Below are 12,919 nucleotides of genomic sequence, written 5' to 3' on the forward strand. Positions count from 1 at the left end.
ACTAGATAATCGTGGAAATATTGTTCATGTAGTCTACGAAATAGAATATTGACAAAACCACGTCGGCGCACACAACATACAGGAAGGATTTAATGACAGATTTGGATGTTGCCTTGGGAACCTGGCGAACATCTCGCTGGATATCAAGAGCTTGGTAGCAGGCGTTGGTTGTAATGATGGCACCAAAGACCAAGGGCTTGATAATGATAAAGATAAAGTCCGAAAGAGTCAGTGCATTCAGAATCTCGGTACTTAGGTAAGACCAGGTCAGCTGAATGTTGATGATGTTTCCAGTAAGGGCAATAACGCCCTTTGTCGCCAGGAATCCGGCACAGATGGCGCTGGTACTAAAGACGATGTTCATGAAGAATAGGGCTATGCATCCACCAAAGAGACCGGGCATCACGAGGAAACGGATTGGGTCTACACCCATGGTGGCGAGAGCGTCTACTTCGGAATTGATGACCATGGTGCCGATGTAGGTTGTAAGAGAAGATCCACTTCGACCTGCAATCAAGAACGCTGTAAGAATGGGCCCTAGTTCGCGGATAATCACGATTACGATAAGATTACCCACAATGTCATCAAAGCCCATTTTGCCCATCATGGAAATCACTTCAATAATCACCACGGTGCCGAACAAGGTGGCCACTACGAATAAAACCGGGAAGATTTCGACACCAGTAAAGAACGTCTGCATGATGATGTTCCTGGAGTCGGTCTTGAAGCTACGGCTGCTGCTGTAGAATAGACTTTTCACGGCGTTCCAAAACAGAGCAAACTGCTGACCGATTGTGCGGCTCAGCAGAAACAGGCCCAGCTTGTGGAAAATCTTTCCAAGTGGGGTCAGCTTTTGTCCGTTTTGTTCTACGTCGTTACTCATCGTTTAAGTTGTATCGCCAAGAGAATGTTGTTCCAAAGGTCTTCCAGGCCAAATTTCTTGAGGGAGCTGACACAATGGGGATTAGTATCGAGATCGAACTTTTCCTTGATCGAGCGAAGTCCCTTGGCCAGTTCGGACTGGTTGACTTTGTCGCGTTTGCTTGCAATGATCAGCACCGGGCAACCTGTGGCGCGGATGCTTTCGACGGTTTCCACGTCAATATCGTGACCGCCATGACGAATGTCCACCAGGTAGACGAGACCCTTCAGGTCCTGACACTTTTCCACGTACTCGCGGATAAATTCGGACATTTGGTCTCGTTTTGCGTTGTTGACCTTTGCGAAGCCTACACCTGGTAAATCTACAAGAAAAAACTGGTCATTGACTTTGAAGAAATTGATTTCGCGGGTCTTTCCGGGGGTAGAACTGACCTTTACCAGGTCTTTCTTGCCCATAAGGGCGTTCATCAGGGAAGATTTGCCCACGTTGGAGCGTCCAAGGAAGGCAATCTGGGGAAGGCGTTCCTCGGGAATGCCCTTGAGGCTGACTGCAGCCTTGGCGAACTTGGCGGAAGTAATCTTGAAACCGCCAACCACTACGGTGGCCTGGGCGGTTTCCACTTTCGGGGGGCGAGCCTTCTTGCCCTTGGGGGCCATAGGGTGCTGTGCCTTAGGTTTCTTTTCTTCGGGGGTCATAGGCTTACTCTTCCTTCGAAGGCACGTAACATGGTGACTTCGTCGACGAATTCAAGGTCGCTACCCATGGGGATGCCGCGGGCGAGACGGGTACGCTTTACATTGACTCCTGCCAGCATGCGGTCGATCATCAGGGCGGTGCTGTCTGCTTCGGGACTGCTACCGAGGGCGAGGACCAGTTCCTCGATGCCTTCTTCCTTGATGCGGTTGACCAATTGTGCCAGGTGCAGTTTTTCGGGACCGATTCCATCTAGGGGTGAAATGACACCGCCTAGAACAAAGTAAAGGCCTCGGTAGATTCCGGAACGTTCAAAGGGAATGATGTCTGAACTTTTTTCAACAACGCAGATGGACTTTGCGCCAGCGCGGCCCTTGCAAGTGGGGCAAACGTCTTCGTCTGTGAAGGCGTAGCACTGGGGACAGCAATGAACCTTGGTGACGGCGTTAACGAGGTTGTCCGCAAAGCGTTCCACGTCGGCTTTGTTCTTGGAAAGGATATGATAGGCAAGACGTCGGGCAGTCTTCTGACCGATTCCCGGGAGTCCTGCGAACTCTCCAATCAATGCTTCCAGGCTTTGCGGTTCAATACTCATTATGCGTTGGCCCAGTTGTAGGATTCTGCTATGCAGTACTTGAGCTGGGTTGCGGTAATGCCGAGCTCGTTGATGATGGACTGTATGGCCTGGCTGTCGTCAAGTTCTACGGAGTCTGCCAGGTAGAGCAGTTGACCAAGACGTCCGGTACGGCCAAGCAATGCGTCCTGCATTTCGTCGTCGGTGGGAGCGTCGGGGAGAATGGTTTCCAGCGGGGCGCGCACCAGGGCGTCCATACGGCTGAGAAGCCCCACCATGAAGGCCTTGGCGCAGAAGTCATCGTTTTCCGGATCGATTTCGCGGGCCAGTGTTTCCAGGAACTTGGCTCGGTGGCTTGCGTTCTGGAACAGGGGAGAATCCTGAGGCGTAATGCCCATCTCGGGGCGGGCGTAAAGCATGAGCATCAACCATTCCTGAATGCGGCGCATTCCTACCCAGAGGATAGCGTCCTTGACAGATTCGATGTGGCTATGCTTGCGCTCTGCGTTGGAATTGACGAAACGAAGCAGGTTGGTTGCGATGTCCGGGTTCTTGTCTAGACTTTCGCACAGAGCCTCGAGGCTGGGGCGGGAGTGAAGCAACAGGATCAGCTGCAGGATGGCGGCGGAGGTTGCGTCGATCTTACGGCCTGTCACCAGTTCCGGTTTTGCAAAGAAGAATCCCTGGAAGTAATCGTAACCTGCATCCTGGCAGCGCTTGAAGGTAGACTCGTCTTCCACCTTTTCTGCCAAAAGTTTGATACCGAGAACCTTGAAGAATCCTGCGGCCTTGGTCATGGCCTCCAGGCTGTTGTCCACCACGTCCATCTTTACATAGCTGACATAGGGGAACAAGGGCTTGAAGCGCTGGATGAAGTCTTCATTGAAGATGAAGTCGTCCAGGGCGATCTCGAAACCGAGAGCCTTGTAGCGCTGTACAGCCTTGACGACGGCATCATCCACTTCCACGTCTTCAAGAACCTCGAGTACGAAATACTTGGGGTTAAGGAGACCGAACAGGTTGTCCAGCAGCATGTTTCGGCTGCAGTTGACGAATGCCTTGTTGTCGCCGATAATGCGCTGGATGCCGATGTTGTTCAGTACGTTTTCCAGCACCTGGGCTGTGGCCAGGACGTCGCTGGCAATAATTGCCGTATCGCTGGTCGGGGAATCCCTGAACAGCAGTTCATAGGCGAAAATCTTCCCATCGCGGTCAAGGATGGGTTGGCGAGCTAGGTAAGCTAATGATTCCATCGTAGGGTTAGTACGAGATTAGATACGAGCGGACTTGATACCGAAGAGCAGGATGCTGCGTGCGCCTGCGTCCCAGAGCTTGTCCATGATGGCGTTGGCATCTTCCTGGGGCACCATGGCCTTTACGGAGTACCAGTCGCGACCGTGGAGCTTGGCGACGGTGGGAGCGTCCAGACCCGGGGTGAGGGCTACGGCCTTGTCCAGCACGTCGGCGGGGCAGTCGTATTCGATCATCATGTAGGACTGGGCAACAAGCTTACCCTGGATTCTGCGGATCAGGGTGTTCACTTCTTCAAGGTCGGTCTTCTGGGGGTTGCAGTAGAGGGCTGCATTGGAGCGGAACAGAGGTTCGCCGATAATGCGAAGGCCTGCCTGCTTTAGGGTAGTACCGGTTTCCACAACGTCGACGATAGCGTCGGCAACACCGAGGCTCACGGAAATTTCCACAGCGCCTTCCAGAACCACAAAGTTCATGGGCTTCTTGTAGAAACCTTCCACAATGTTGGGGAAGGAGGTGGCGATGGTGGAGTCCTTCAGTTCGTCGAGAGTCTGGATGGGGCTTTCGTTAGGAACTGCGGCGCACATCTTGGAAGCGCCAAAGGGCAGGTCCAGAACCTTAACAGCCGGGCTCTTGGCTTCGGCGTTGAAGTCGATACCGGTGATGCCTGCGTCGATAATGCCGCGACCCACGTACATGGGGATGTCGCTAGGACGCAGGAAGAAGAATTCGATACCATTCTTGGTGTCGATCTGGGTCAAAGTCTTGTAGGGCTTGGATGCCTTGTAACCGCAGGCCTTCAGAAGTTCCTGGGTGGGTTCAAAGAGCATGCCCTTATTCGGGAGAGCTACCTTAATCATAGTTTAGCGTACACTTCTTCGAGGGTGAGACCTTTTTCTGCCATCATGCAGGCAACATAGTAGAGCACCTGGGAAAGTTCCAGACACTGGTCGTCGCGAGTTTCGTAACGGGCGGCCATCCAGCTTTCGCCGGCTTCTTCCACCAGCTTCTTGCCGATGCCGTGAGCACCCTTCTTAAACAGTTCGGTAGTGCTCTTGCCTTCGGGCATGGTTCTCTTGCGCTCGCAAACCAGCGCGTAGATTTCTTCAAACGTCATAGTTGACCTCGTTTAGAATTTTATACGGGAGAAAAGATAAAAAATCTATATTGCGTCTGTATGCCGGGTCCGTCGAAACGCACCTTTATCGCTATAGATCTCAAGTCTTTCTTTGCCTCCGTGGAATGTGTGCTGCGGGGGCTTGATCCGCTTAAGACGAACTTGGTGGTTGCCGATGCGAGCAGAACCGAAAAGACCATCTGCCTGGCGGTTACCCCGAGCTTGAAGGCCTATGGAATTCCCGGGAGAGCGCGACTTTTTGAAGTAAACCAGAAGGTCCGAGAAATCAAGGCGAAAACGGGCAAGACGGTGGAGTTTACCATTGCGGCTCCCCAGATGGCAAAATACGTGGAGTTCTCTACCCGAGTCTATAACGTTTATCTGAAATACGTCAGTTCCGAGGACATTCATGTGTATTCCATCGATGAATGTTTTATTGACGTGACGCAGTATCTGTCTTTGTACAAGAAGTCTCCTCGGGAACTTGCGAAGACCATGATTCAGGATGTCTTCAACACCACCGGGATTACGGCTACGGCGGGAATCGGTTCCAATCTCTATCTATGCAAGATAGCCATGGACATCAAGGCAAAACATGTGGAACCCGATGAAGACGGCGTCCGCATTGCGGAACTGGATGAAATGGCTTTCCGTAGGGAAATGTGGAGCCACCGCCCCTTGACTAGTTTCTGGCAGGTTGGCCGCGGTATTGCAGAACGATTGGAAACCTGCCGCCTGAATGACGGCCGCGGAATATACACCATGGGCGATCTAGCCCGTGTCAGCATCAAGCGATACGACGATCTCTACAAGATGTTTGGCATCAATGCTGAAATTCTCATTGATCATGCCTGGGGTTATGAGCCCTGCACCATTGCGGAAATCAAGAAGTACAAGCCCAAGTCCAACAGCATTGGCGGCGGCCAGGTTCTAAGCTGTGCCTATACGGCAGACAAGGCCCGCATTGTGGTGCGAGAGATGGTTGACACGCTGGTTCTAGATTTGATCGACAAGAACCTGGTTACGAATGGACTTACGCTCCACATGGGCTATGACCGCGAAAATGTGGATAAGGGAATATATCACGGAGAGACCGTTGTAGATGTATATGGTCGAACCATTCCAAAGCCGGCTCATGGTACGGCAAGTCTTGGCCGCTACACCAGTTCTCTTACGGTTATTGCCGATGCGGTCATGAAACTTTACGACCGTGTAGTAAACCCCGCCTTGACCTTAAAACGTCTGAACCTTGTGGCGAATGATGTTCTTGACGTGAGCTATGAACAGTCGGACCTGTTTACCGATGTGCAGAAAGAGGAAAGGGAAAAGAAGCGCTTGAAGGCGGAAGTCCTAATCAAGAAGCGCTTTGGCAAGAACGCCATCATCAAGGGCATGGATTTGCAGGATGGTGCCACAACTGTGGAACGCAACGGACAGATTGGAGGTCACCGTGCCTAACTTCAATTACGATGATATCATCAATTTGCCCTATCCGCGAAACGACTGGAATTTTTTGATAAAGCATCCGCGAATGTCCATCGAGAATCGCGCAAAGATTTTCAGCCCCTTTGCTGCCTTGCGGGGGCATAGCGATGCCATTGACGAAACTGCAGAAAGAAACCTGACGGTCCGTCAAGATGAATTGATGGAAGATTCCAGGATAGAGTTGAACGAAACCATAGCCATTTTGATGGAAAGCCTGTCTCACGGAGAGCATCCCATAGTGAAGGTGACGCATTTTGTACAGGACCGTGTGTTGGCCGAAGGTATTGGCCGCTACGAGGAAATTGAAGGCATGGTTGCAAAGCTCGATGCAAACGCCCAAACCATCCAGATTGTAGATAAAGTAATCTTTCTTGCTAACCTGAAATCTCTGAAGTTTTAAAGTAACCAAAAGAATTTTTTGAACTATTTTTTTATAAAAAGACGTTGTCGAAGACTTTTTATAATTATCCCTAAAGAAGGTTTTTAGGAATCAGTCCTAAAATCGTTATCCCATGGAATTGGTGACGTTCTTCGTCGCAAGAACAATCTTGTCTCGGTCGCTCTTCAATCTGAAGAAGTAGAACTGGCTGTAGCTTGGGGTCTTAGTGTTATGGAATTCAGGAATGGTTCGGAACAGGACCGTTGCAACATCTTTTTCTTCCAGCTTGTCTTTTACATTACTGAAGTTCAGGAAGGCAAGCACTCGTTCCTTATCTTCGGGAACGACGTATTTCTTGACAAACCATCTGACAACCGTGTCGTATTCCAAGGAATTAACGGCTGTGGTAATGGTTTCGAGTAACGACAGGTTCTTGTAAAGAAGAATTTTTCTGGTGGACAGTTCTATTTGGCAAATCATGCTGTAGCCCATGCTGAGGCCTTCGATGATTTGGTGTTCAATCAGCAAGTCCCTGTTCTTTTCAAGCTGGTTGGCTCGGCTGTGGTCCACGTTTTCCATAATGAACAGAGCCTTGGAGGGATTACCGTCCAGCATTTCGATAATGCGGAAGGTCACTTGGCGCCAGTGACCGCGAATGCTCTTGTATTCGCAGACGAGGGTTCGGTTCTTCTGGAACTGGGTTTTAAGATGATCGATGCTGAAGAAGGTGGACACCAGGTCGTGATAATCGGGGTCCACAAGGGGCAACATTTCCAGAATCAATTCAGAATAGGTGTCTGCAATGGGATACTGTCCTTCTTTGGCGATGCTCTTAAGGATCCTGAAGGAGTCCTTAATCAGGTCTACAGTGGCCATGATGGCGTAGGTGTTGGACAGGTTCTGCAGAATAGCGTCGATTTCGCGCTTATAGTTCAGTTCCGCAATGCCACGCTTGTACTCAGGATGCTTTTCGTAGAAGGCTTCCTTGCTTTCGTACATGTGGGTTTCTGCATCCCGGGTGACGTCTTCGATATGAGACGGCTCCTGCTGCCATGCAAAGCCGAGAGATGCCTGGGGTACTTCTTCGCAATTCAGGAAATTGTTGAATTTTTCGTAGGCAGCCAAGGCTGTATCGCGGTCCATATTCTGCATTACGATAAGGAATTCGTCGCCGCTGATGCGGTAGATGTCATCCTTGCAGAAATGGCTTGAAACCTTGTGGGTGAAAGAACGTAGAAAGTCGTTGCCAGCGGTGTGACCGCGGGTGTCGTTGATCAGTTTAAGACCGTTCAGGTCGGCAAAAATGACTGCGACGGATTTCTTTTCTTCTTCGGATGCAAAGCTGCGGCACAAGGTCTGGTAGGAGTAGAAATTGTTCAGCCCTGTCAGAGTGTCGTATTTGCAGAAATGTTCCAGTTCACGTTGAACTTCCATTTCGTGGATGTAGGAATCGTGAATGTCCTGGACGAAGAACCAGACGTTCTGATTGTCTTCGGAAAAGTTTTCGTCGCGCAGGATTTCCATGAAGACCCAGCGGAAGACATTGTCTGTTTTTCGCCTATAGCGAAGTCTAAAGCGGTCCTTATCCTTGAAGTAACGACGAAGAGAATCCGACGAAAGCCTGGAACGGAAAATATTCACGTCAGCTTCGTAGACATTTCCCTTGTCGGCAAAAGTCGTAAGCCAATAGGACAGGTTCTTTTTTTCAAGAGCCTGTTCCTCGGCTCGTTCGGAATCCATAACCTTGACAACCTCGTAGGTATCCGAGGTGAGGTTTGCCTTTATAACCTTGTAGTAGGTCTTGGAAAGGACACTCAGGGCTTTGGTTATATCCGAACTTGTGTTCATGGAATAAAATATAACCGATTTTATGCATGTTTTTCTATAATTTGCACTGTAAAAGGTGGCCCATATGACCCAAGACACACAATCCATCCGAAACATTGCGATTTTAGCCCATGTGGACGCAGGAAAGACTACTTTATCTGAAAGAATCCTGTTCGCAGCGGGGGAAGTGCGCCGCCCGGGCAAGGTGGAAGAAGGTCTTGCCACCATGGATTACATGCCCGAGGAAAAGGAACGTGGCATTACCATTGAGAGTGGCGTAGCCCATTTTGAATGGAAGAACACCTGGTTCAATTTTATTGATACCCCAGGCCATGTAGATTTTGGCGCCGAAGTGGATATGGCACTCACGGCGGTCGAAGGCGCTGTTCTTGTGGTGAGTGCTGCCAGCGGTGTAGAAACTCAGACTGTTGCTGCTTTTAAGAAGTTACGCGAGGCGGGTGTTCCCACGATTTTATTCGTGAACAAGCTGGATAATCCTGACTATTCCCTGGATGAAACCTTGATCAATATCGAGGAAATCCTGGGTGTACGTCCGGTGTTGATGACCATCCCGGAATATAAGGATGGGCAGATGTGCTCGGTACAGGATGTATTGAGCAAGAGCAGGCTAGTTCATAACGAAAACGGCGAGGAAGTTGTAGATTCCTCTTTTGAATCTAGCGAAGAACTTCTCCAAAAACACTACAAGGAAGCCTGCGAATTTGCCAGCAATTTTGACGACGAAGTTCTTGAAATGGCCTTGGAAAATAAGCCTGTGCCGCCCAAGGTTTTGCTTCGCGGTTTAAAGGGCTTGGCTGCCAGTGACGATTATGCGCTCTGTTATGCAGGTTCTGCCATGGCGGGCTTTGGTGTTCGCAGCTTACTTACGGCACTGACATTCTTCTTGCCGGAAGTCCCGAAATTTCCGGAGGGAAACCTGGGGCAGGTGATTCGCTTGCGTCATTTCAAGGGCGTGGGGGAGATTTCCTTGTTCCGTGCTCACTGCGATATGGAACGTAAGGAATGGCCGGCCGGATTTGAATTTTCACGCCTCAAGGCCAACCTGCTTTTGCCTGTAGATGAAATTCGCGGGGGTGATATTTATGCCATGCGTGCGCCCTACGAAACGGAACTGGGTCAGGTTGTTTTGCAGGATGGTTCTATTGGGGGCGCCGCGGACCAAAACATCCGCGACCGCTATCAGCCGCTTTTGCAGACCCGCGTGGAATGCATTAGCACCGATGACTACCATCATGTAGAAAAGAGCTTGAATACATTGAGCCGTATGGACCCCAGCTTCCGTGTGGTTCATGACGATGGCGGCTTCTGGTATTTGCATACTGTAGGTGAAGTCCAGCTGGATGTTTTGCTGGCTCGTCTCCGCAGAGAATTCGGCTGTGAAGTGCAGGCCGGCGATCCGGAAGTCCGCTGGCAGGAACGTTTGACCCGCTCTCTGGAATCTGTAGAAAATACTTTCCAGATCGGCCCTCACAAAATTAGCATTAGGCTGTCTGCAAGTCCCATAGAAAATGATGTGGTGGAAAATGCGACAGAATTGCCTGTGAATCATGACATTCGTTTGTCTGCAGACTTCTTGGAAAATGCGCCTCGTGAAATTTTGGCGGGTGTCCGTTCCGCCCTGCTGGAAACCGCAGAAATTGGCGTGCTTGGCAAGGGCCCTCTGGTAGGCGTTCGTTTCGAAGTTTTGGACTTTAGCTGGAGTGACGGTGCCCTGCCTCCCATGATCAAGAAGTGTTGTGCCGATGCGGTAACAAAATTGATCAAGCCTGCAGATATCGCTGCCTACGAGCCTATTATGGAACTTTCCCTGGAATGTCCGGTGAATTTTGCCGGCGTCATTACCGGAGATATCCAGTCCCGCGATGGCAAGGTAAAGGAAATCGGCGGCGATGGCCGCACCCATTTCTTGAAGGCGGACATTCCGCTCCGCAATATCTTTGGCTATGCCACCAACGTTCGTAGCATTAGCAAGGGTACGGCACTGTATAGCCTGAAGTTGCTGGGCTATAGAATTGCTACGCTTTAAAGCTTCTGCCGACGTTGATTTTTTGTGTAAATGCCTTTAAAAAAAGATTATATCGGGTGAGTGTTAAGGAGGTTATCATGAAGCATTACGCTCGTTTTGCAACTTTATTGTCTGTCGCATCCCTCATGTTGGTTCTTGCTGCTTGTGGTGACGACTCAAGTTCCACTTCTGCAAACAATGATTCCGAAACCAAATCCTCCAGTTCCTCGGTGATTGAGCCGGAGTCCAGTGATTCCGTTGATGAACCGTCCAGTTCGCAATCCGAGCCGCAGGAAACACAATTGAGTTCTTCGTCGGAAGCAGAATCCGCTTTGGTTGTTCCTGAAGGCGGCCTGTTCCGCTGGGTAGGTTCCGAAGGAGCCCGAGTTATCACAGGTCTCGACACTGATGTTGCTACGGCCACTGAAAAGTTGGTCTCTGTCAAGTTTATGATCCAGGGCGAAGATAAGGACACCGGTAGTTTCAACATCATGTCCATTGGCTCCTACGTTGAAATGTAAGAGATCCGCTGCAATGGCGATTGTCGTCTACGAAAAAAGGTCGCTTGGTTAAGCGACCTTTTGTTTGTAAATACTGAAGTTATTGCGCTGCGAGTTTTGCCTTAAGTTCCGCTATAATTCGATCCTTTTCTGCGGCTTCTTGTTTGATTGCTGCAATCTCTTGCTTCTGTTCCGCGATTTCTTTTTCCTGCTCGGCAATCAGTTCTTCGGTGTACTTGCGTGTTGAAATTGCGTCCAGTCTACGACGTTCTTCCATCTCCTTGCGGTAGGCTTCGATTTGCTCTGCGCTGAATGCCATAAGATCCTCGTACACATTTTCAAAAGGTTTAACCCGTGTAGGCTTGGCTATAAACTTACATAAATCCAGAAGGTTTTGCAAGTATTCATCGTTGCGTCCCACGTTTTCGCGAATCGCTTGTTTCAGGAAATTCAGCTGGATAATGCACCAGTGCATGGTGTCGAATTTGAACATGCGATTTTCCTGTGCGGAAATATCCAAATTCAAGAGCCATGATGTGTTCGGGAAAATGCAATCCTGCGAAATGATGATCTGGTAGCATTTATTTAGTTCCTTATATTTAGCGCCCTTGGCTGCCTGGGAGGCGTAGAGCTTGGCCCCGTAATACGAAAGCCTCTTGGCGTAATCGTCCTTTTCTGTCCACAGCTGAACTTCTACATCGGCCTCGTCGCCATCGTCCATGACCACGCGGACATCGAAGCGTGAGGTCTTTTCAGTTTTAGGCTGCGTGGATGCGAAGGTTTCTGTAACAAGAGGCTCCGCCTTTTGCAGCTTCTTGCCAATGAGCGTTGACATTAGCTGCCGCAAGTTCTCCCGGGACTTGGGATTGTCGCGGGTATATACATACTTGAAGGCGCAATCCGCCAACAGCGAGGCAATTTCAGTTTTTGGGGATTCGTTGTGAGCGAAGGTGTTTGCTGTTTTTTGTGAGGGCATATTATCTCCTATAAGAAAAAAACACTTGATTAACTCAAGTGTTCAGGAGACGATTCGTAACGCTCGGGATGTAATATAGCTAAGCCGCCTATTTTGTAAAGGGCCGTAAAGTAAAAGAATTGTAAATTACATTCTTGCCATTTTGGCGCGGCGTCTAAAGTGCTCAATGAGCGGGGCCACGGTATCCTTGAAGTCTTCCTTGGATTCAATTCGCACGAAGTCGATGGACATGCGCTGGAACAGTTCCTTGATCTGCTTGCCCTGACGTTTTGCCTCGCGGGCGAATGCTTCACGGAAGGCTGCGTCGCCGGTGTCGATGAGCAAGGTCTCGCCAGTTTCGGGGTCTTCCAGTTCTACGAGGCCGGCAGGGGGCAGTTCCATTTCTCGCGGGTCCACCACGGAAACTGCCAACACGTCGTGGCGCTTGCGCAATACCTTGAAGGCATTCTCGAAACCTTCATCCAGAAAGTCGCTCATTACAACGACAACAGCCTTGCGGTTCAGAATCTTGCCGGCGTATTCTAATGCCACCTGTGTATTGGTGCCGTGGTGCTGCGGCTTGAAGTAAAGAATTTCGCGGATCAGGCGCAGTACATGCTTGCGGCCCTTTTCGGGAGGGATAAAGAGTTCCACCTGATCGGTGTAAATTAAGAGGCCCACCTTGTCGTTGTTCTTGATGGCGGCAAAGGCCAGAAGTGCGGTAAGGGTGGCCATGACTTCGCCCTTCATCTGGGTGCCGCTACCGAATTCGGAACTGCTGGACGCGTCGACCATCAAAAGCATGGTCATTTCGCGTTCTTCGATGAACTTCTTGACGTAAGGGGTGCCTGTACGTGCGGTAACGTTCCAGTCGATGGTGCGCACGTCGTCGCCGGGCATGTATTCGCGGACTTCGCTGAATTCCATACCGTTGCCCTTGAAGGAGCTGTGGTAGGCACCGGTCATGACGGTGTCCAGCGTGCCACGAACTGAAAGTTCAATGCGGCTGACGGTCTTTAAAACTTCTTTATCAAGCATTTTTAATCTCTTCTCCCGAAAGAATATACAAAATTCCGAAAGTGAAGTCTGGTTTTCATGAAAAACTTTGTTTTTTACGTAAAAACGCCGTAATTTACAGTACGATGTTGTTGTCTAGAGACTACGGGAATGGGGACGCATCTATATGAGAAATGGAAATTATTATATAGATTTAGAATGAACCGGTTTGG

At 49.9% G+C, this 12,919-nt stretch carries 13 protein-coding genes; 4 read left to right on the top strand and 9 right to left on the bottom strand.

Features of this window, described 5'->3' with window-relative positions; translation table 11 throughout:
* Position 1: 1 nt before the first annotated feature.
* From MJZ26_08515 to hisE, 6 genes are read right to left on the bottom strand one after another with little or no spacing between them, the layout of a single operon-like run.
* Positions 2 to 883, bottom strand: a complete 882-nt coding sequence (locus tag MJZ26_08515) for an ABC transporter permease (GenBank protein ID MCQ2105819.1) — start codon at positions 881 to 883, stop codon at positions 2 to 4.
* The gene (gene yihA / locus MJZ26_08520) at positions 880 to 1,578 is read right to left on the bottom strand and encodes a ribosome biogenesis GTP-binding protein YihA/YsxC (protein MCQ2105820.1); all 699 of its coding nucleotides are present in this window, start codon (positions 1,576 to 1,578) and stop codon (positions 880 to 882) included. The genes MJZ26_08515 and yihA overlap by 4 nt, the downstream gene beginning before the upstream one ends.
* On the bottom strand, positions 1,575 to 2,171 hold the full coding sequence (gene recR, locus MJZ26_08525) for a recombination mediator RecR (protein MCQ2105821.1): 597 nt from the start codon (positions 2,169 to 2,171) through the stop codon (positions 1,575 to 1,577). The genes yihA and recR overlap by 4 nt, the downstream gene beginning before the upstream one ends.
* Entirely contained in the window at positions 2,171 to 3,403 is a 1,233-nt protein-coding gene (locus MJZ26_08530) for an EAL domain-containing protein (GenBank protein ID MCQ2105822.1), read from the bottom strand. The genes recR and MJZ26_08530 overlap by 1 nt, the downstream gene beginning before the upstream one ends.
* Positions 3,404 to 3,421: 18 nt before the next feature.
* The gene (hisG, locus tag MJZ26_08535; protein ID MCQ2105823.1) at positions 3,422 to 4,261 is read right to left on the bottom strand and encodes an ATP phosphoribosyltransferase; all 840 of its coding nucleotides are present in this window, start codon (positions 4,259 to 4,261) and stop codon (positions 3,422 to 3,424) included.
* Entirely contained in the window at positions 4,258 to 4,518 is a 261-nt protein-coding gene (gene hisE, locus MJZ26_08540) for a phosphoribosyl-ATP diphosphatase (protein ID MCQ2105824.1), read from the bottom strand. Before hisE ends, hisG begins: the two co-directional genes overlap by 4 nt.
* A 60-nt stretch (positions 4,519 to 4,578) precedes the next feature.
* On the opposite strand from hisE, the gene MJZ26_08545 reads away from it, so the two are divergent.
* Both MJZ26_08545 and MJZ26_08550 read left to right on the top strand, forming a co-directional pair.
* Positions 4,579 to 5,976 (top strand): DNA methylase, encoded by a 1,398-nt coding sequence (locus MJZ26_08545; GenBank protein ID MCQ2105825.1) that lies wholly within the window; start codon positions 4,579 to 4,581, stop codon positions 5,974 to 5,976.
* A complete protein-coding gene (locus MJZ26_08550; GenBank protein MCQ2105826.1) occupies positions 5,969 to 6,403 on the top strand; it encodes a hypothetical protein in 435 nt (144 codons plus the stop codon). Before MJZ26_08545 ends, MJZ26_08550 begins: the two co-directional genes overlap by 8 nt.
* Positions 6,404 to 6,508: 105 nt before the next feature.
* Here MJZ26_08550 and MJZ26_08555 read toward each other — a convergent pair whose 3' ends face one another.
* Complete coding sequence (locus MJZ26_08555) at positions 6,509 to 8,230, bottom strand: GGDEF domain-containing protein (protein MCQ2105827.1); 1,722 nt, start codon at positions 8,228 to 8,230, stop codon at positions 6,509 to 6,511.
* Between the two features lie 64 nt (positions 8,231 to 8,294).
* Between MJZ26_08555 and MJZ26_08560 the strand changes: the two genes are divergently transcribed.
* The gene (locus MJZ26_08560; GenBank protein ID MCQ2105828.1) at positions 8,295 to 10,256 is read left to right on the top strand and encodes a TetM/TetW/TetO/TetS family tetracycline resistance ribosomal protection protein; all 1,962 of its coding nucleotides are present in this window, start codon (positions 8,295 to 8,297) and stop codon (positions 10,254 to 10,256) included.
* Positions 10,257 to 10,333: 77 nt separating this feature from the next.
* Complete coding sequence (locus tag MJZ26_08565) at positions 10,334 to 10,756, top strand: hypothetical protein (GenBank protein MCQ2105829.1); 423 nt, start codon at positions 10,334 to 10,336, stop codon at positions 10,754 to 10,756.
* Positions 10,757 to 10,835: 79 nt separating this feature from the next.
* Here the strand turns inward: MJZ26_08565 and MJZ26_08570 are convergent, their stop codons facing one another.
* Together MJZ26_08570 and MJZ26_08575 are read right to left on the bottom strand one after the other, a co-directional pair.
* Entirely contained in the window at positions 10,836 to 11,711 is an 876-nt protein-coding gene (locus tag MJZ26_08570) for a PD-(D/E)XK nuclease family transposase (GenBank protein ID MCQ2105830.1), read from the bottom strand.
* A 126-nt stretch (positions 11,712 to 11,837) separates the two neighbouring features.
* Positions 11,838 to 12,728, bottom strand: a complete 891-nt coding sequence (locus MJZ26_08575; protein ID MCQ2105831.1) for a DUF58 domain-containing protein — start codon at positions 12,726 to 12,728, stop codon at positions 11,838 to 11,840.
* Positions 12,729 to 12,919 lie beyond the last annotated feature (191 nt).

Source organism: Fibrobacter sp. (genome assembly GCA_024398965.1).
Lineage (GTDB): Bacteria > Fibrobacterota > Fibrobacteria > Fibrobacterales > Fibrobacteraceae > Fibrobacter.